Source organism: Catellatospora coxensis, assembly GCF_016862635.1.
Classification (GTDB): Bacteria; Actinomycetota; Actinomycetes; order Mycobacteriales; family Micromonosporaceae; genus Catellatospora; species Catellatospora coxensis.
This window is the reverse complement of the sequence record NZ_BONI01000121.1, coordinates 1-19,541: the sequence shown is the minus strand read 5'-3', so window position 1 is coordinate 19,541 and position 19,541 is coordinate 1. Positions and strand designations below refer to the sequence as shown.

The 19,541-nt window shown below is 73.5% G+C and carries 12 protein-coding genes; 6 read left to right on the top strand and 6 right to left on the bottom strand.

The window, feature by feature from the left end; translation table 11 throughout:
* Nucleotides 1–125: 125 nt before the first annotated feature.
* Nucleotides 126–731, top strand: coding sequence for a TetR/AcrR family transcriptional regulator (locus Cco03nite_RS39445; protein WP_239168032.1), 606 nt, complete (start codon nt 126–128; stop codon nt 729–731).
* A gap of 114 nt (nt 732–845) precedes the next feature.
* Nucleotides 846–2,219, top strand: a complete 1,374-nt coding sequence (locus Cco03nite_RS39440) for a lysylphosphatidylglycerol synthase transmembrane domain-containing protein (protein WP_203699156.1) — start codon at nt 846–848, stop codon at nt 2,217–2,219.
* A gap of 8 nt (nt 2,220–2,227) precedes the next feature.
* Here Cco03nite_RS39440 and Cco03nite_RS39435 read toward each other — a convergent pair whose 3' ends face one another.
* Nucleotides 2,228–2,995, bottom strand: a complete 768-nt coding sequence (locus Cco03nite_RS39435; RefSeq protein ID WP_203699155.1) for a leucine-rich repeat domain-containing protein — start codon at nt 2,993–2,995, stop codon at nt 2,228–2,230.
* A 138-nt stretch (nt 2,996–3,133) separates the two neighbouring features.
* On the opposite strand from Cco03nite_RS39435, the gene Cco03nite_RS39430 reads away from it, so the two are divergent.
* Nucleotides 3,134–3,673 (top strand): SigE family RNA polymerase sigma factor, encoded by a 540-nt coding sequence (locus tag Cco03nite_RS39430; protein ID WP_203699154.1) that lies wholly within the window; start codon nt 3,134–3,136, stop codon nt 3,671–3,673.
* On the top strand, nt 3,670–5,151 hold the full coding sequence (locus tag Cco03nite_RS39425; protein ID WP_203699153.1) for a TolB family protein: 1,482 nt from the start codon (nt 3,670–3,672) through the stop codon (nt 5,149–5,151). The genes Cco03nite_RS39430 and Cco03nite_RS39425 overlap by 4 nt, the downstream gene beginning before the upstream one ends.
* Here Cco03nite_RS39425 and Cco03nite_RS39420 read toward each other — a convergent pair.
* Nucleotides 5,060–5,752: a DUF998 domain-containing protein gene (locus Cco03nite_RS39420; RefSeq protein WP_203699152.1), complete on the bottom strand. Its 693-nt coding sequence runs from the start codon at nt 5,750–5,752 to the stop codon at nt 5,060–5,062. The genes Cco03nite_RS39425 and Cco03nite_RS39420 overlap by 92 nt on opposite strands.
* On the opposite strand from Cco03nite_RS39420, the gene Cco03nite_RS39415 reads away from it, so the two are divergent.
* The gene (locus Cco03nite_RS39415; RefSeq protein WP_203699151.1) at nt 5,751–6,059 is read left to right on the top strand and encodes a hypothetical protein; all 309 of its coding nucleotides are present in this window, start codon (nt 5,751–5,753) and stop codon (nt 6,057–6,059) included. The genes Cco03nite_RS39420 and Cco03nite_RS39415 overlap by 2 nt on opposite strands.
* Before the next feature lie 92 nt (nt 6,060–6,151).
* On the opposite strand, the gene Cco03nite_RS39410 is transcribed toward Cco03nite_RS39415, so the two are convergent.
* Nucleotides 6,152–7,345, bottom strand: coding sequence for an MFS transporter (locus Cco03nite_RS39410; protein WP_203699150.1), 1,194 nt, complete (start codon nt 7,343–7,345; stop codon nt 6,152–6,154).
* 41 nt (nt 7,346–7,386) lie between these two features.
* The gene (locus tag Cco03nite_RS39405; RefSeq protein WP_239168031.1) at nt 7,387–7,716 is read right to left on the bottom strand and encodes a DUF3140 domain-containing protein; all 330 of its coding nucleotides are present in this window, start codon (nt 7,714–7,716) and stop codon (nt 7,387–7,389) included.
* 141 nt (nt 7,717–7,857) lie between these two features.
* Between Cco03nite_RS39405 and Cco03nite_RS39400 the strand changes: the two genes are divergently transcribed.
* Nucleotides 7,858–9,216 (top strand): vWA domain-containing protein, encoded by a 1,359-nt coding sequence (locus tag Cco03nite_RS39400; protein WP_203699148.1) that lies wholly within the window; start codon nt 7,858–7,860, stop codon nt 9,214–9,216.
* 139 nt (nt 9,217–9,355) lie between these two features.
* On the opposite strand, the gene Cco03nite_RS39395 is transcribed toward Cco03nite_RS39400, so the two are convergent.
* Nucleotides 9,356–12,676 (bottom strand): Tc toxin subunit A-related protein, encoded by a 3,321-nt coding sequence (locus tag Cco03nite_RS39395; RefSeq protein WP_203699147.1) that lies wholly within the window; start codon nt 12,674–12,676, stop codon nt 9,356–9,358.
* Nucleotides 12,673–19,509 carry a neuraminidase-like domain-containing protein gene (locus Cco03nite_RS39390; protein WP_203699146.1) on the bottom strand — a complete coding sequence of 2,279 codons (6,837 nt, stop codon included), beginning with the start codon at nt 19,507–19,509 and terminating at the stop codon, nt 12,673–12,675. The genes Cco03nite_RS39395 and Cco03nite_RS39390 overlap by 4 nt, the downstream gene beginning before the upstream one ends.
* Nucleotides 19,510–19,541 lie beyond the last annotated feature (32 nt).

Here is a 19,541-nt window from a genome sequence, read left to right as displayed (position 1 = left end):
CCATGCGCAGGTGGCGGGGGATGTGGCCGGGGTTGCTCATGGCATCGAATATGCACCTAACTTGCGCAGTGTGCAAAGTTTCCCGATGTGCATTCCGCCACGCCGACCGGTATCGTCTCCTGCTCGTGGAGCCGACGAGCGAGCCGACGCCGACCCTGCGCGAGCGCAAGAAGGAAGCGACCAGACAGGCCCTGCACGAGGCCGTGCTGCGCCTGGCCGTCGAGCGCGGCCTGGACGCGGTGACCGTGGACGCCATCGCCGACGAGGCCAACGTCTCGCGGCGCACCTTCTCCAACTACTTCGCCAACAAGGAGGACGCCCTCCTGTACGGCGACCGGGTGCGCGTCAACGCGCTGCTCGAACTGCTGCGCGCCCGCCCCGCCGGGGAGCTCCCGTGGCAGGCGCTCACCAACGCGGCGGTGACCCACTTCGAGCAGATCGGCGAGGTCGACCCGAACTGGGTCGCCCAGACCCGGCTGCTGCGCCGGCACCCGTCGCTGCTCGCCCAGCAGGCCGCCGCCCAGGCCACCCTGGAGCAGGAACTCGCCGTCGAGGTCGCCGCCCGCGACCCGGGCCACCCCGACGAGCCGATGCGCTCCCGGGTGCTCGCCGCCGTGTTCATGACGGCGCTGCGCACCGTGTTCGGCCTGTGGGTGGAGCAGCGCGGCGGTGCCGCCCTGCCCGTCGCCATGCGGGCCGGGCTGGACCGCGCCGCCGAGCCGTTCGCCTAGCCGGATGCCCGCCCGGCGACCGGTGGTCCAGGACCGGCTTTCAGCGAACTTTGCGCTGTGGGCAGCGTTACGAGTCGCCCGCCGAACGGCCCCTGAGCGGTATGGTCCGTGATCGTGAAGGCACTTCGCCGGCGTGGCGCGCCGAAGGTCTGCCGACGCCTGGCCCGGCCCTACCGGTCCCCGCGCCGGCAGGCCGCGATACCCGCGCAACGGGCCGCGCGGCGTCGCCACCTGCCACCGGCGAGCGTGCCGCACGAGCCGACGCCCGCCGGGTCGGCGCCGCCGGCCGTGCCCGCCTGGCGGCGCTGGCTGCGAAGCCTGCTGCCGGTCGCCGTGGTGGTGCTGGCGCTGCAGACGGTACGCGGCCAGATCCCCGGCATCGACCAGATCAGGCCGGTCGTCGCCGACGGCGAGCTCGCCTGGATCGGGGCCGCGCTGCTGGCCGAGATCGTGTCGATGTCGCTGTTCGCCCGCCAGCAGACGAACCTGCTCAAGGGCGTCGGGGTGCACGCCGGGCTGGGCGGGGCGCTGGCGCTGGCGTACACCCGCTCCGCGCTGTCGATCAGCATGCCCGCCGGCACGGCCGTCTCCGCCGGGTACGCCTACCAGCGGTTCCGCCGCTGGGGAGCGAGCCCCGAGGCCGCCACCGCCGTGATGATCATGTCCGGGGTGTTCTCGTTCGTCTCCCTCGCGCTGCTCTACGTCGCGGGCTTCCTGCTCACCTTCCTCGCCGCGCCCGTGTCCACCTGGCGCGGCCAGCCGATCCTGACCCCCGCCGTGCTGGCCGTCAGCGCCGGGACGGCCGCCCTGCTGGTCCGCCACCGGCTGCGGGCGCGCGCCTCGCTGACCATCGACGGGCCGGTGGACGAGGAGGACCTGGACTTCCTGGCCGGCTCCCCGGACGCGGCCGCCGCCCATGTTCCCGGGCGGTCCACCCGGTCCGGCTTCGTCCGCACGCGGCTGCGGCGGCTGGCCCAGCTGCTGCGGGACGTGGCCGCTGTCGCCGAGAGCATGCCGCGCCGCCACCGCACCACGGCGCTGGGCCTCTCGGCGCTCAACTGGCTCGCCGACCTGGCCTGCCTCGCCGCCGTCGCGCAGGCCTTCCACCTGCCGCTGGACCTGCTGCAGCTCGGCACGGTCTACGTCGCCGCGCAACTGGTCCGGCAGATCCCGATCACCCCGGGCGGCATCGGCGTCATCGAGGCGACGCTGCTCGCCGCGCTGACCGCCGCCGGCGCCGAACCGGCCGCCGCCGCGGCGACCGTGCTCGGCTACCGGCTGCTGTCCTGCTGGCTCGTCATCCCCGCCGGCCTGACGACCTGGGCTTTCATGCGCCGCGCCGACCGCCGCACGTCCGCCGGACCGGCCGCGGCACCGGCCCAGCGGGCATCGGAGGCCCCCGTTCCGGCAACGGCGGACCCGGCGCTCGCGACGCCTTCGGGGACGGCGGCGGCCGCCGCGCGCACACCGGAGACGGCGCGGGGCTGATCAGCCGATCACCAGGAGGCCGGCGGCTGCGCCACCTCGCGCCCGCCGGTGTGCGTCGTGGGCACGTGATGGGCGGCGGGCTTCGGCAGCGCCGCCACACACACCTGCGAGCAGGCGTTGACCAGCAGCGGGAGCACATCCGACCCGACGCCGCGCGAGATCCAGACCTGTCGCAGCTCACCGCCGGACAGCGGCTGATCGCACACGCTGCAGGTGAGGATCTCATCGGCGCCCCACACACCGGGGTCCGGCGCCGCCGGCAGCGGGCCGGGTTCGGCGAGCTTCGGGAACGGCATCCGGGTCTTGTAGTTGCCGTACACCGCCCGGGTGCTCACCGTGCTGCTGCGCAGGCGGGGGCACCGGGTCAGCTCGTACGGGAACCAGTGCAGCTGGTAGGACGTGTACGGCTCGAACACCTCCAGGCTGCGCATCAGCCCGATCTGCGGCGGGATGCGCACGAGGTTGCTGCCGTACAGCACCAGGTGCTTGACCTCGGTCAGCGTGCCGATCGACGCGGGCAGCGTCACCACCTGCCACCGCTCCTGCGGGCTCAGCTCCCGCAGCGGCGTGAACTTCTCCCGCCCGTCGGCCGCCGCCTGGTCGATCAGCTCCAGCAGCCGCAGCCATCCCGGCGCCTGCGTGTCCTGCCGGTACCCGTGAAAGCGTTTCGCCTGCTTGGGCCGTGTGACGCACTTGCAGCTCCCGCGGACCCGCTCCGGGTCGCCCGGGTCACCGAAACGGTTCGCGAACACCTGCGGCTGTTCGGCGTCAGACATGGCGGCACGATAGCCCGCGAACACCGCCGCGGCTGCCCCGACCCGGCGGCCTGACAACGCGGCCGTTCGCTGCGAAGATCTTCGTCCGGCGCCCACCCGCGCCCGCGTCCCGGGGCGTGCAGACAGGTGGAGGTGCTCGTGGATCCGCAGGAGTCGTTTCGCGCGTACGTGGACGCGCGGCTGCAGGTGCTGTCGAGGGTGGCGTACCTGCTGACCGGGGACTGGCACCTCGCCGAGGACCTCGTGCAGGTCACCCTGACCCGGGTGGCGCGGCACTGGGACCGGGTGGTCGACCAGGGCGACCCGGACCCGTACGTGCGCAAGGTGCTGCACAGCCAGCACGTGTCGCTGTGGCGGCGGCGGTGGCGGCACGTCGAGCTGCGGGATCCGCTGCCCGAGACCGCCGCGCCCGACGGTCTCGCGGGCACGGAGCAGTCGATGGTGGTGCGCCAGGCGCTGGCCCGGCTGGCCCCGCGTCAGCGCGCGGTGCTGGTGCTGCGCTACTTCGAAGACCTCACCGAGACCCAGGCGGCACAGGCGCTGGGCTGCTCGGTGTCGACGGTGAAGTCGCAGACCCGCGACGCCCTGGCGCGGCTGCGCGAGCACGCGCCCGAACTGGCCGACCTGGTGGGAGCCGCGCCGTCGGGCGCGCCGCAGGGACGAGGAGGAGCCCGATGACCGAACGGTTGCGTGACGCGTTGCATGACGCCGTCGCCGGCGTGCCCGCGGTGCGGCTGAGCGAGGACCCGTGGCGGCAGGGCCGCCGCCTGCGCCGCCGCGACCGGTGGACGCAGGGGCTGGCCGCGGTCGTGGTGCTGCTGGTCGTCTCGGTGGCGTTCGTCGTTGCCGGGCAGGGCGGCCGCGGAGCGCGGGTGACCCCGGCGGACGGGGCGGACGCGGTGCCGGGTGACGTGTCCACGCCGTGGATGTGGCAGGCCGAGGTGCAGTCCGACCCCCGCGGGCAGGCGTCGTTGCTGCTCAGCGGGGACGGCTGGGGGCTGAGCGGCACGGACGTGTTCGACCACGAGGGCAAGGTCGCGGTGGTGGGCCGGGACGGCTCGTACCGGATGCTGCTGTACGCGGGCGTGCAGCAGACGGCGGGATACGGCGTGCTGCTGTCACCCGACGGCCGCCGGGTCGTGTCGCAGTTCCTGCCCGACGAGCAGCCCGCCTGGTCGGTCGTCACGGACCTGGCCACCGGGGCGAGCAGGCGGCTGGTCAGCGAGGGCCGGGACTGCTGCGCGATGCCGGTGGCGTGGTCGCCGGACGGGCGGCTGCTGCTGGCCCTCGACCACCCGCGCGACCCGACCGGTTTCGATCCGGTCACCGGCTACGGCCTGGTCCCGGCCGAGCTGGTGGTCCACGACCTGACCACCGGCGCGACGCGGCGCCTCGGCGCGGCCGGCGACCTCAACCAGCTGCGGGCCGCTTCCGTGGCGGCGTTCTCTCCCGACAGCCGCCACGTCGTGATGAGCGTGGGCGAGCAGGTCAAGCTGATGAGCCTCACCGGCGAGACGCTGTGGACCGCCGAGCTCGGCGACCGCACGCACCTCGCGGGGGTCGGGGCGTTCACCGGGGACGGACGGCTGATCACCACGGTCACCCTCGACGGCTGCCTCGACGGCTGCGGCACCGCCGCCCTGGCCGCCCGCAGGTGGCGGTTCGGCTACCTCGACGCCGCCACCGGTGCGCCAGCAGACGGCCCTGTGCTCGCGGACGCCGTGGGCATGGCCGTACGCGCGCTCGGCTGGCGGCACGGCCGCGACCTGGTGGCGCTGGAGTACGAGCCGGAGCCGGGACACGACAAGGTGGACCAGCCGATGTGGCAGGACACCGGCTACTGGGAGACCGGCCACGTCGTGCTGACCGCCCGTACCCCCGGCGGCGGGATCGAGACGCTGCTCGACCCGCCGGGCGAGGTGCTCGGCATGGACGTGGCACGGGACCTGCTGGAGGCGGGGCGCTTCGGCGGCCCGGCGGCCCGGCCCGCGATGTTCCCGGCCCGCGCCGTCATCATGGTGCCGCTGGTGCTGTTCGGGACGCCGCTGCTGCTGGTGCTCGGGGTCACCGGTCTGGTGCTGTGGCGGCGGCGGCGTCGCCGTCGTCGGGCGTGGACGAGGCCCGCCACGCCCAGCGGCCCAGCGCCAGCACCGTGAGCACCTCGAACGTGGCCAGGCCGCGTTCGACGAAGCCGAGCGGGATGACGTCCCACCACGGCAGCCCGGTGTACGGGGTGAGCAGGTACGCGCCGATGATGACGCTGAAGAAGGCGAGGGCGGCCAGCGCGGGGATCGCGGTCAGCCAGACGCTGCCCCGCCAGCGCCGCTCCCGCCGCCACATGACGGTGACCAGCAGCGCGCCCAGCGGCAGGCTGAGGAACGCGACGAGGCTCGCCATCCGGTGGATGTGCCCGTGCAGCGACGGGCCGACCGACCAGTCGTGCTTCGGGAAGTACACCACCGCGGCCAGACCCGCCGACCACAGCAGCAGCCCCAGCGAGGCGAACGAGGCCGGTCGCAGCAGCCGTGCGTACGCCAGCGCCACGAACACGGCCAGCGAACCCGCCGCGAGGATCAGCACGCCGAGGTTGAACACCCAGCCGGTCTCGTAGTACGCGTACTCGCTGATGGTGCGGCGGATCGGGCTGATCGACGCCGTCGGCGGCAGCACGTGCAGCGCGGACACGGCGAGCACCCCGGCGACGACGGCGGCGAACCCGGCGGCGGCGAACGTACGGGCGAGGGAGGCGGGCGGCATGCGTCGATCATCCCGCATCAGCACCGCGCGCGCGGCTCCGGCGGGCAATGCCCGATCGGCCGAGTTCGGCGGCGGATCAGGCAAGCAGCTGCTCGCCTACTGCACGGCGCTGAAGGTGAGCACCGCGTGGCTGGTGTACGCGGAAGGCGCCACGTCGCGGGCGCACCAGGTGCGCAACAGCTCCTTCCGCATCGTTCACTACCCGCTCGACCTCTCCGCCTCGCCCCGCGACCTTCTCGCGCAGGTGGCCGAGCTGGCCTCGAAGGCCATGGAGCCCCGCGGTTCACTCACTGATCCGCGGGACTGAGCCGTCTCGCCCACCGCCGCTGTCGCCTGCGCGACAGGTCGCCGACCAACGTGGGTGATGCATCCAGCCACGCGTTCGAACGACGCGCGCCGTCAGGCCGAGGCCGGAGCCGGCTGCGGGGCGACGGGCTCGGCCTGCGGCGTCACCCGGCCCGATCGCCATGCCACCAGTCCCGCGCCGAGCGCCAGCAGCGCGCACACCGGCCACAGCGCGCCCGGGGCGACGCCATAGAGCAGCGCGCCGAGCGGGGCGGCGAGCATGGTGCCACTGGTCGCGGCTCCGGTGTAGAGGCCCTGGTAGCGGCCCGTCAGTTCGGTCGGGGCGCGGTCGAGCACGTGCGCGGTGGCGGTGGTCTTGTAGAGGATCTCGCCCGCGGTCAGCACCACCATCGCGGCGATCACCACGGCCGCGGCGGAGCCGAGCCCGAACACCGCCATGCCGACTCCGACCAGGGCGTACCCGGCGGCGATGATGGCCGTGGCGGGCAGCCGCCGCAGCAGCATGGTCACCGGGATCTCCAGCAGCAGGATCAGCCCGGAGCCGACGGCGAGCACGGTGGCGTACACGGTCAGCTGCTGCCCGTTGTCGCGCAGGTAGACGGGCAGCGTCGAGTACAGCTGCCGGTAGACGACGTCGACCACGACGATCGCGGGCAGCAGCATCAGCAGGCCCCGGTCGGCGAGCACGCCGCGCCACAGTCCCGTGGACGCGGCGCCGGCGGGCGCGGGCCGCCGCTCGGGTTCGGCGCGCAGCAGCGCGGCGGTGACCGCCCGGACGGCCAGGATGACCAGCCCGTCGATGACGAACAGGGCGGTGAAGTGCTCCACGGCGAGCAGTGCGCCGACCGGCGGGCCGATGACACAGCCCGCGTTGAACGCGGCTCGGCTGACCGCCACGGCGCGCCGCCGGTCGCCGGGCGGCACCGCGAGCGCGGTCAGCGCGCCCTGCGAGGTGCCCGCGGTCGCGCCGCTGTAGCCGAGCAGGGCCGTGGAGACGGCCAGCAGCGCCACCGGCGTCCACGGCATGAGCAGCGTGACGGTGCCCGCGACGGTGGAGGCGAGCAGCATGATCCGGCGGTGGCCGAACCGGTCGCCGAACCAGCCGCCGGTGAAGTTGCCGGCCAGCAGGCCGACGCCGAGCGCGCCGCTGATCAGGCCGGCCTGCTCCAGCGGCAGGTGCCGGGGCCCGGTGAGGTAGAGGAACAGGAACGTGAAGACGAAGGACCCGGCGGCGTTGACGAATCGGCCTACGGCAAGGATCCACACGACCCGGGGTATGTCACGCACGCACGCACCCTAGAGCGCGTGATCATGATCGCGCAAAGGCGTTACCGCAGCGGGTCGTGGCCCCAGTTCATCAGGGAGTACCGCCAGGGCGTCTCGGCGACGTCGCCGGACGGGCGCTGGGCGAGGTGCCGGTGCACGTATCCGACCACCTTGCGCATGTGGGCGAGGTCGGCATCGCTGAGGTCGGCCTTCTTCGTGCGCAGCAGGCCGACGATGCGCCGCCCGGAGGCGTGCCCGGTCGACTCGCCGCCGTCCTTCTGCCCGACCGCTCGGGAGTCCGCGCTGTCGAGCCACTTCTCCAGCGCGGCCTGGGTCATGTTGACCGCGTCGCCGAAGTCGCGGTAGGTCTGGTCGCGCTCGTCAGCGTTCACGGCGCAGCGCCTCCGGCAAAGTTTCTTGTGCTCCCCCATGCCCGGTTCAGTTTCCCGGCCCGGCGGCGGTGAAACCTCGCCGCGCTGGACGCCACCGCCTACTGTGCACGCGGTCCCGTTTCGCCGTCCGAAGGAGATTTCATGCACATCACCGCGCATCTGGACGTCGACGTCGTCGCCGTGGAGACCGACGACCAGCTGTCGGTGCTCATCGAGCTGACCGCGCCGCCCGCCCCGGCCGCCGCCGGTCCCCGCCCGCCGCAGACGCTGCAGGTGGTGCTCGACCGCAGCGGCTCGATGGACGAGGGACGCCTGGACGGTGCGAAGACGGCGCTGCTCGGCCTGATCGACCGGCTCGACCCGCAGGACAACTTCGGCCTGGTCGCCTTCGACGACCGGGTCGAGCTGACCGTCCCGGCCGGCAGGCTGACCGACAAGCTCGCGGTCAAGCGGGCCGTCGCGGGCCTGCACGCCCGGGGCGGCACCGACCTGTCCGCCGGTTACCTGCGCGGGCTGCAGGAGGCCAAGCGGGTCGCCGGGGAGGGTGGAGCGCGGCTGCTGCTGGTGTCGGACGGGCACGCCAACGCGGGCGTCACCGACCCCGAGGCGCTCGGCGGGGTGGCCGCGAAGGCGTACGCGGACAAGGTCACCTCGTCCACCCTCGGTTTCGGACTCGGCTACGACGAGCGGCTGATGTCGGCGATCGCCCGGGGCGGCATGGGCAATGAGCTGTTCGCCGAGGAGGCCGACACCGCCTCCGCGCAGATCGCCGGGGAGGTCGACGGGCTGCTGTCGCAGACCGCGCAGGCCGCGTCGCTGCAGATCACGCTGTCGCCCGAGGTGCGGGCGGTGCAGATCCTCAACGACCTGCCGGTGACGGCGACGGGCAAGACCGTGCTGGCCGAGCTGGGCGCGTTCTACGCCGACGAGACCCGCAAGCTGCTGCTGGTGTTCGACATCCCGGCGATCGCCGCGCTCGGCCTGGCACAGGTCGCGACGTGCGAGTTCACCTGGGTGGAGCTGCCGGGCCTGACCCAGCACACGGTGACGGTGCCGCTGCACGTCAACGTGGTGCCCGGCGACCAGGCCGCGGGCCGCGTCGCGGACCCGGTGGTGCGCACCGAGCTGGTGTACCTGCAGGTCCAGAAGATCAAGCGCCGCGCCTCGGAGCACCTCAGCGAGAGCTCGGTCCGCAAGGCGCTCGACGAGATCCGCCAGGCCCAGCGCGCGGTCGACGACGTGCTCAAAGACGCCCCGGACTTCCTGCGTGCCGACCTGGACGAGGAGGCGTCGTCGCTGCGGTATCTGGCCGAGCAGACCGAGCAGGGCATGATCGCGCGCGCCGCGAAGTACTCGTCGTCGGACTCGGCGTACAAGTCCCGCAGCCGCGGCCGGAACCTGCCGCCGGCCTCGGGCGGCCCGACGAACGAGCCGCCGTCGGGCGGCGGCACGCCGGGCGGCGGCACGCCGGGCGGGCCGCAGGCACCGCGCAACCTCTGACGCGCCTGCCGGAACGCGTCGCGGGGCGATGACCGGGTTCACGTCCGGCGTGGACAGGGTCAGCCTGAGGCTGTCAGCGTAGCGGCCCGGGTCCGGACAGGACCCGGGCCGCCGGTGTCTGACCACGGCTGCCCCGCGGCTATTCGGTGCCCCAGGTCAGCACCAGCCAGGCATCCTCCAGGCGGGTGTCGTCGAAGTGCCAGGTGAACGCGCCCAGCGCCGGGGGCGGGGTCGCCGTGTCGGGCAGCCTGCCCCAGAGCAGTCCGGGCGGGGCGCCGTCGGACGACAACGCGAGCACCGGCTGCGCGCCTGCCGCGTCGGCGGTGACGGTGACCGAGGTGGCCGCGCCCGGCTGGACGAAGACCTCGACCCGGCGCAGCACCGCGCTGTCCGTGTCGGCCCAGAACGGGTAGTGCTCGGGCCGCAGCGTGACGGTGAACGGGATGCGGGCCGCCGCGGGCGCGGAGCGGAACTTCGCCCACGCCGTCGGGAAGTCCTGGCGCAGCGACAGCAGCCGCACGTTGCCAGCCGTGCCAGCGGCGGCGATGCGCTCGGCCAGCGCCGTCTCGGCCGCCTGGCGCAGCGGCAGACCTCCGTCGCGGGCGGTCATCCGCAGGTGCAGGATCACGTCCGGGATGGCCAGGTAGTCGTGCTGGCGCAGCTTCGGCAGCTCGATGCGCCAGGTGCTGATCGCGCCCTGGCCCTCGAACGGCCCGAGGCGCTCGTCGCGGCCGTTCGGCCCGTCGAAGGTGCCCCAGTCGCCGACCGCGTTGCTGGTCGCGATCGACTCGACGCGGCCGTAGCTGTCGCGGAAGCGCTCGGTGTCCTCGCCGTCACGCTCGTACGCGCCGTCTGCCAGCTGCGGGGTGACCCGGACGCTGCTGTTGAGCAGGGTGAGGGTGCAGGCGACGGTGGTCTGCGGCCCGGCGGTGGCGGGCATGCTCACCCCGACGGCGCGCAGCCGCCGGAAGTAGTGCCCGGGATAGTCCTGGTCGAACAGGTCCTCGGTGAGGGTGACCTCGCAGAACCCGTACGTCCGCAGCCGCATCAGCGCCCCGGGGTCGAGCTGGCGCAGGCTGACGTTCTTGGTCAGCTCCAGCTCGCGCCGGTTGAGGTCGTGGTAGGCGTGCTCCATGCGCTTGACGTCCAGCAACAGCCGCTCCCCCGCCAGCAGCCCCTCCTTGCCGGTGGCGTAGCCGGGCTGCAGGAACGACTGCGCGGGGTCGCCGAGTTCGTACTGCAGCGCCCGTTCGGCCTTGCGGGCCACCTCGGTGGCCAGGCTCAGGCCGGCGTGGTACAGCGCCCGGATCTCCCGGCGCAGCCAGGTGTACAGCGCGGCGGTGCTGGTCTTGGTCGCGCCGTCCACCTTCTCCCCGGCCAGGAACTGCTCGATCTGCTCCGCCTCGGCGATCTGCTGCTGGTGGTTGCGGAACTCCTGCTCGCTGGCGGCCTCCCGGATCTGCGCGGCCCGCCAGTGCTTGAGCGTCACGGCGAGGTCGCCGAGGGCCTGGTTGCTCTGGTAGGACCAGTCGAGCTGGCGGCGGGCGTACGAGCCGACCTTGCCGGCGACCACGGCGGTGTGCGCGTTCGACTCCGCGCTCTGCTTGTCGAAGGACGCGTGCCAGGACACCCCGGCGGCCAGGTTGCCGCCACCGAACGAGATCGTGCCGCCGGTGCCGAACGGCTCGAACCGGGCCCCGAAGGTCGGGATCATGCTCAGCATCGCGGCCAGCTCGTCGCCCTCCATCGCCCGGTCCCTCGCCGCCTGAGCCGACTTGAGGAACTGCAGCTCCTTGGCCTCGTACGAGGAGATGAGCTTGCCGTCGGCGGCGGCCAGGTCCTTGGCGATGTCCACCTCCAGCGGCCGCGGCTGCTGGCCCGGCTCCTCGCCGGAGGTGAACTTCAGGCTCGCCATCGCGGTGCGGTCCAGGTCGTCCAGGCCGGGCACGACGATCTCCGCGTCGGGTTTGCCGAGCTGCAGTTCGTAGTAGCGGTAGCGGGTCAGCGCCGACGCGAACGACTTCTGCACCCCTTCGCGGGCTTTCACCGCCTCCTGCCACTGCTGGTAGCGCACCAGTTCGGCGCGCTGGAGCAGGCTGCGCTCGTACCGGGCGCGCAGCGCGTACAGCGTCTCGGCGTCCTGCTTCTCGATCGCCGACAGCAGGTGCGCGCCCAGCGAGCTGACGTCGCGGGCCAGCTCGGCGGCCTTGTGCACGAGCAGCGAGAAGCGCACGAGCGGCGCGGGCTGGTGCAGGCCGGCCAGCACCGAGGAGACGTCGAGTCCGGCGGCGGCGGCCTTGGCCAGCAGCGCCGGGTCGATCGGCGGGTCGAACAGGGGCAGCTGCCGGAACACGCCCTGCAGGTTCAGGCTGTTCCGGATCTTGAAGAGGCGGTCGGCGACGGTGTCCCAGTAACCGAGCAGCTTCTCGTTGGGCGGCACGCAGAAGTACAGCGCCCCGCCGATGCTCGCGACGGTCTGCAGCGCGGCCGCGTCCGACGGCGCGCTGGGCGGGGGCAGCTTGTCGAACGGGATGTCCACTTCGAGCTCGGTGAACGTGTTGCCGAGCGCGTCGAGTTTGGGGCGCAGCGACTCGTACGACTGGGGCTGCTGCCAGCCCTTGCGCGGCACCGCCTGCGGGCGCGGGCCGAGCAGCTGCGCGGCGAGCACGTACAGCTGGGTGGCCTCGCCGATGGACTCGCCGCTGTCCTCGGCGAACAGGCGGTCGCCCCAGGCGATGAGGTTGTCCAGGTACAGCATCACCGTCTTGACCATGTACGCGCTCTGCCGCCACCGGGCCACGACGTGCGGGCGGAACGGGTGGTCCTTCCAGTCGTGGATGGCGGCCAGGGTGTCCTCGAGCAGCTTCTTGTCGGCCTGGGTGGACAGGTTGGCCAGCACCTTCTCGATGCTGACGACCTCCAGCTCGTGGAAGCGGCGCACCTTCCAGTACCGCATCGGCGACGGGTCGAGGTTGGGCGCGGTGGGGTCGAAGACGTAGTGCAGCCAGCGCTGGCAGTCCTCGTTGCGCTGGGCGCGCATCAGGTGCGTCGCGATCGCGATCGGCACGTGGTAGAACAGCTCCCAGTTGTAGCAGGAGTACGCGCCGGTGGCGGTGAAGTCGAGGTCCTTGACCGGGTGGTCGCCGGTGACCCGGGCGCTGGGCGCGTACGCGGCGAAGAACTCCTCGTACAGGCGCGGCCGGGGCCGGCCGTCGGGCAGGGTCTTGACCTTGCCGTCGGGGAGACGCAGGTAGTCGGTGTCGGCTGCCTGGAGTCCGCTGACCGAGCGCTCCACCAGCTCGTGGATCAGCTCGTGCACGTACGGGTGGAAGTGGCCGAAGAAGCGGTAGGCCAGTTCCCGCTCGACGACCGTGGTCCGGTTGATCTTGTAGGCGCCGAGCTGGCTCGCCAGCGCGCTGCCCCCGTGGAACTGCTGGACGATCTGGTCCTTGGCGATCACAGCGCGCCTCCGGAGAAGAAATGCCCGCCCTGCGGGCCGATGACGGTGTCGCCGAACGCGACTGTCTTGCCGAGCCCGGTGATCTCGTCGACCTTGGGCTCGATCCGGTACAGCACCCGCGGATCGACCTCCCACTGCGGCGGGCCGGGCGGCACCGGCACGTGCGCGACCGGCGGCGGCAGTTCGAAGTGCGGCTCGATCAGCGGCGTGGTGAAGATCAGGCGGTCGCCCTGCTCGATGGTGCGCTCGGTGAGCTGCGGCTCGACCCAGAAGGTGGCGTGCTCGTCGGCGACGAAGAACGGCAGCACCAGGTTGCCGACGTCCGACGGCATCCCGCCGATCGGCGTGCCGTTGGTGACCAGCGCGTACTCGGAGATCTTGCCGAGGATGGCGAGCTTGGTCGGGCACGCGGGCTGCTCCACACCGCCCTTCGTGGTGATCTTGTCGACGTAGAACGACGACAGCGTGCCCGCCGCGTCCCAGCGGCCCTGGTCGCCGTCGGTGATCTCGGCGAACGGCGGCCGCGGCGGCTGCGCGGCGGTCTTCAGCGTCGGCGTCGCGTGCCGGCTGACGACCCGGAACGCGGTGTTCAGCCGCCCGGTGAGGTGAACCCACACGGCCCCGTCGGCGGCCGTGGTCGCGTGCACGTTCTCCTCCTTCGGGTCGAAGGACGTCATCGGCCCGAGCGGCACCTTCAGCACGCCGCTCGAACCGGCCGGGCTCCAGTCCCGGCCGAAACGGTGCGTCCAGCCGAGCTTGACGTTGACCGACAGCAGCGCCGACAGCCCGGACAGCTGGCCCAGGGTCAGCGTCGCCGCGCCCTCGCCGCCGAGCGCGCCGGTGTCGGGCTTGCCTGGTTCGGGCACGAAGGTGACCCAGAAGAGGTGCACCCGGTCGCGCCATTTGGCGATGGCGACGTGGTCGCCCTCGATCTCGGCGGTGACCGGCGCCCAGGGCGTCCAGGACCGGTGCGCCAGGGTGCGGTAGAAGTACTTGTGCGGCGCGGCGAAGGTGCGCCCGACCACGTGCACCACGTTGTCCGACGGGTCGGCCGCCTGCTCGACGTACACGGCGCGGATGTCGAGGCGGGCGATCTCGTCCAGGCCGCGCAGGTAGCCGAACAGCGCGTCCTCGGCGTCGTCGTTGGACAGGTCGGTCTGCGTCAGGGCACTCTCCAGCTCCTGGAACAGGTGCGTCTTGTCGTCGCGGAACTCCGGCTCCAGCCAGTTCGGGGTCCACACCAGGATCTTCAGGTTGGCCTCGCTGAGCCGGTAGCGCTTCATCCAGGCGAAGTGCGCCGCGTCGATGACCGACGGGCTGACCTTCGGCTCCAGGTTGAGCAGGCAGCGCTGGATGAACAGCTGCACCGAGGAGATCGCCTGGCGCAGCCGGGAGGTCTGCACCACCGGTTCGGTGCCGGGATCGACGAGGAAGATCTCGTACAGCTGCTCCAGGCGGTCCAGGTCCAGTGTCTGCAGCAGGTGCGCCACGAGGGCGTCGCGGCGGGCCTGGCGCAGCCGGTCGGCGATCGGCTTGACCACGGCCCGCCACACCTCGGGTTCGTGGCGGGCCCGCAGGGTGTCGCGGACGCCCTGGGCGACGGCCGCGTCGGGTTCCGGGTCGGCCCAGCCCGACAGCACCGCCGGGCTCACCCCGAACCGGCCGGCGAGCTGCAGCAGCCGCCACAGCCGGGCCAGGCCCCGCTCGTCGGCCAGCGCGGCGGCCTCGACCGGGACCGGGTCGCCGGCGCCGGCGGTGGCGGTGACGCCGAGCAGGTCCATGGCCGCGCGCACCGCCGCCGGGTCGCGGCGGGTGACCGCGCCGACCGCCGCGGCGAGACCGGTCAGGGTCTGCTCCCGCGCGTCGGCGGCCGGCACGTCGGCCGGGAAGGCGCGGCGGGCGGCGGCGAGCAGCGGCGTAAGGTCCATGCCCAGCTCACCCTTCAGCCGGGCGTACGCGCACAGCCGCAGCACCTGCGCGAACAGCTCGCGCGCCCGGACGTCGGTGTCGTCGGCGGCCCGCGTCGGCAGCTCCCCCAGGTCCAGCCCGGCGAAGTCGAGCGGGTGGGTGAGCAGGTACGCGGCCTCGGCCGCGTCGATGCCCAGCACGCCGAGCAGCTGCGCGGTCTTGCCCAGCAGCAGGTGCGCCCGGTGCAGCGCGTCCACGCCGTCACGCGGGTAGGTGACCAGCTGCGTGACCGGCCCCCGCGGCACGGTCTCGCCCTGCACCAGCAGCACCGGCGGGACCGTCCCGGTGGCCCGCACGGTGACCGCGTACGGCTGCCCGGCCTTCAGCTCGGTGAACGCCGACGGCTCGGGCGCGGCGGACGACGTCGTGGTGTGCAGGAGCGGATCGGCGAGGTGGCCGAACCGGACGGACACCGGTGTGCCGGCGGGCAGCCCCGCGACCGTGAACCGGTACGGCCCGGTCGCCGGCGCCTCGACGTAGCCGCTCAGCGTCACCGCGCCACCGGCGGTGACCGTGCCCAGGTCCGGCCCGGCCGCGGCCGCGTACGCGCCCAGCAGCGCCTGGCCCGGCTGGTCGGGCCGGTCGAGCAGCGCCACGTCGGTGAGCAGCGCCTCGGTGAACGCGGGTGCGGTGCCCAGGTCGGCGGCCACGGCCGTGATCACGGCCTGCCGGATGAGCCGGTCCCGCAGGTGCGGCAGCAGCGCCCCGGCGAGCAGGGCACGCCGGTCGCGGTCCGCGGCGGCGGTCAGCGGCGGGGCGGCGAACAGCGTGTCGAAGTCGGCCGCCGCGAGGAAGCCGGTCTCGCCGACACCGGGCACGGTGGCCCGTCGCAGGTGCCGGTCGAACAGCGCCCGGCCCTGGGCCTGCACGTCGTCGAGCAGCCCGGCCAGGTACGCGGGCTGCGTCCCGGTGACCGCGGCCAGCAGCGCGGCCCGCTCGCCGTCGCGCAGCACGCCGCGGTGCACCAGCTGCTGCTCCTGGCGCACCGGGTCGTACACGACGGCGACCTGCGCCAGCGCGGCGAAGTCGGCCGGGTCGAGGGCGGCGGCCGGGGCGGCGGGCCGGACCGCGCGCAGCGGCACGGTGTCGGTCCACATGCCGAATAGGGCCTCGGTGACCTCGGCCGGGAACACCAGCGCCAGCCGGGCGCGCAGCACGTCGTCGGTGAACAGCGCCGGATCGGCGGGCACGGCGTGCTCGGCGCGGATCCGGGTGATCTCGGCGGCGAGGCCGCGCAGCAGCGCGAACGGCGGCTCGGCGGCGGCCCGGTGCGGGCCCAGCGGGTCGAACCGGTGGCGCAGCAGGAAGTTCAGCCGCTCCACGCCCAGGTCCTTGACCGCCCGCACCGCGTCGACGAAGGCCGTGGTCTGCGTGAACGCGTGGTCGCCGGCCAGGTCGGTGATCGGGGCCGCCCCGGTCGGCGTGAACGGGTCCAGGCCGGTGAGGCCCTTGAGCGCGAGCAGGTCCGCGACCGGCAGTTTGAGCAGCCGGGCCAGCAGCGCGTGCCGGTGCAGCACCGACACCACCGGCATGGTCAGCGGCGCGTCGTCGACGGTGTACGCGGTCGCCGCGGCCAGGATCGCCGCGATGTCGTCGGCGGTCAGCCGCAGCGCGGACTGCACCGCCGCCAGGTGCGCCCCGAGGAGCACCGACGGGTCCGACAGGTAGTCGCCGAGCGGGTGGTCGAACGCCGGATCGGCGGTGGGCACGGCGCCGGACCGGAACAGCGCCGCGTAGGCCTGGTCGTCGAGGTCGGCCCACAGTGTCAGCAGGTCGGTGCGACCGCGCTTGCCGGCCTTCAGGGCCGCGGCGAGCACGTCCAGGTGGGCCAGGCCGAGCAGGGCGCTGCGCAGCGCCGCGCCGATCGTGGCGGAGGTGCGCGGATCCGGGGAGGTCGGCAGGAACGTCAGCAGAGCCCGGTCGAGGTCCTCGATCGGCCACCGCAGCCGCCGCTGGAGCCTGACGAACAGGTTGAGCAGCAGGAAGTCCAGCGGTCTCGCCGCCGTGCCGTCCAGGCGGCGCAGCACGGTGTTCGCGAACCCCGGGTCGGTGCCCGGGTCGGCGAGCACCAGCACGCTGCCCAGGGCGGCCAGGTCGACGCCCTGCACCCAGGTGACGCCCGCCGGGCCGAGCTCGGCCTCCAGCGCCGCCCTCTCCTCGGCGGTGAACGGCGCGTGGCCGGCGGCGGCCCGGTAGCGCAGCGCGTCCTCCATGCTCAGGTCGAGGCGGCGCAGGGTGGCCAGCCCGGCCAGGCCGGGGTTGGCGAAGCCGGTGCGCACCAGCGCGACCAGCTCGCGGTAGGTCACGCCGAGCCGCCGGGACAGGGCCACCGCGCCGGACAGCTCCGTCTGCGCCTGCGCCTCGGTGACGGTGGCGTCGTAGCCGTACAGCGCGGTCCACGTAGCCAGTGGGTTCGAGTCGGTGAACAGGCGCTGCTCGTCGGGGGTGAGGCCGAGCCGCTCCAGGAACACCGCGGCCTGCCCGTAGGGTTCGGTCCCGGCCGGGTACAGCGCGTCGGTGGGGCGCAGCGTGTCCAGCAGCGTCCACAGGGGTGCGTCGAAGTGGTCGCAGAACTCGCGCACGGTCGCCAGGAACAGGTCGAACGGCAGGGTCAGCGGGTAGCGGGCCGACTTGAGGGCGGTGTACGCCTCGGCGAGCTGGTTGGCCGGTTCGGCGATGAGGTTCTCGCTGGTGGCGTTGCCGGTGTCGTACACCGGCATGGCGGTCAGGGTGCCCTCGGCGGTGTACTGCTCCAGGATCTCGTTGACGATGTCGAGATAGGGCAGCGCCGTGTTGGTGTTCTCACAGGTCAGCGGCAGCTTCGGCAGGTCCGGGCGGCGCTGGGTGAGCACCTCGTACGGCGTCATCGGCGCCGGTTCGCCGTCGGCTTTCCAGGTCGGCAGGTCGGCGTACGGGTACGGGGCGCCGCCGTGCGCCGTCTTCCAGTCGGCCAGCCGCTTGGCCCACGCGTCCGGCGCGGGGTCGAGGAAACGCAGCAGGTTCACCAGGTACGCGGCCGGGCCGAGGATCGAGCGGCAGTGGTCGCACTCGCAGAAGTCCATCGAGCCGAACAGCGTCTCCAGCGTCGGATACTGCTTGATCAGCTCACTCTTCGCCGCCGCGACGGCCTCCGCGGGCGGGCTCGCCACCGGCAGCACGACCTCCGCGCCCGCCTGCTGCACCACCCCGAGGAAGCTGTAGACGACCGTGGTGACCTGCTGCGCCTTGCGGTAGATCCGGTCGGCGATCTGCGGCCCTGCGAACAGCTGCGCCTTGGTGTCCATGAACGTCTCGTACGACACGGCGGTGACGTCGAGCGCCGAGCCGAACCCGGCGGCGAGCATCGCCTGCATCGACTCGTCGTCGGGTGTCACCTGGTACAGCCGGGCCAGGGTCTTGACCTGTGCGGTCGCCTTCGTCACCTGGTCGTCGTCCAGGCCGGCGAACAGCTCGGCACCGTGCTCGGCCAGGAACGTGTTGACCGGGGTGCGGCCCAGCGCGAAGCCGTGCCGGTTCGCGGCGGTGTCCAGCACCCGGGCGACGTCCGCGCGGACCTCGTCGTGGCGCAGTACGAGCGCGCCGGTGCCGACCATGTCCCCGACCACCTGCGTCGGATAGGACAGCCGTACCTTGCGGGCGAGGTCCGCGGCGTACGCGGTGAGCCGCTCGGCGGTGTCCGCGCCGTCGTAGGCGGGCGGGATCAGCGCGTCCAGGCGTTCGGGGTCCTGCCCGGACAGTGCGGTGATCCGTTCGGACCACCGGTCGGGCCGGTAGAGGCCGTCGCGGACCAGGGCGGGCCCGAGGTCGGCCGCACCCTCGACGCCGCGCTGGAGGTCGCCGATCAGGTCGGCGTTGTTGAGGGTCAGGTGCGCCAGCCGGGCGCTGACCCGCAGCGCGTCGGTGGGCAGGCCGCGCCGCTCGGCGGCGTCCCAGAACCCGTCCACGTCCCGGTCGCGGCCGTGCTCGGTGAACAGGGTCTCCAGCACCGCCGACTGCTCCTGCGGCAGTTTCGTGGTCGCCAGCACGTCGCCCCAGCTGGACACCGTGCCCGCGCCGACCATCCGCCGCCGGATCTTGACGGCGTACGCCTCGTGCGCCTGCACCGCGGCGCGGATCTGCTCCTCGTCGAGGCCGACCACCCCGGCCTCGACCGCACCCCGCAACGCCTGGTCCACCGCACCCGCGTCGACGCGGGCCAGCTGCACCGGGTCGGTGGGCAGCCCGGCGCGCAGCATGCCGTACAGGGCGGGCGGCTGCACGCCGGTGCCGCGCGACAGCCGGTCGGCGGTCGCGGCCAGCGCCAGCAGCCGCGCGTCCCAGCTGGTCGCCGAGGCGAGCAGGGTCAGGTCGTTGGTGACCCCGTCCTCGACGGCACTGCGCAACCGCGCGTCGCCCAGGTGCGGGCGCACGTCCTCGTCGAGCCGTTCGTACTCGCCGGCCATCGGCCGCAGCCGGGCGGGCACCACCACGTTCAGCGGGCCGTCGAACCGGCCCCGCAGCCCGTGCCGCACCTCGGTCAGCCGGGTCTCGACGCCTTCCCCCGCCTGCCGCACGATGGTCCGGGCCCGTGCCGTCTCAGCCAGCGTGTCCACGGCGTGCGGGTCGAGCCGGACGGTCGGCTCGTCGTGCACGGCCGGCGTCTCGGCGCGCGGTGACCGGTTCGCCCGGCCGCCGTCGGTGACCGCGCGGACCTCCAGGTTGACCGGGCCGTCCTGCTGGACTGTCACCGAGTACGCCCCGTCGCCGCCGGTCGACGTCTCGGCGAGCACGTCGGCGCGGCCGTTGAACCCGACGCTGACGAACCTCAGCGTCACGTCCGCGGCGGGCCGCCCGTCGTCGAAATAGGCGCGGCCGCTGATCTGCATGAGCCCTTCTCCTGCCTGTGTCCGGGGGGGGG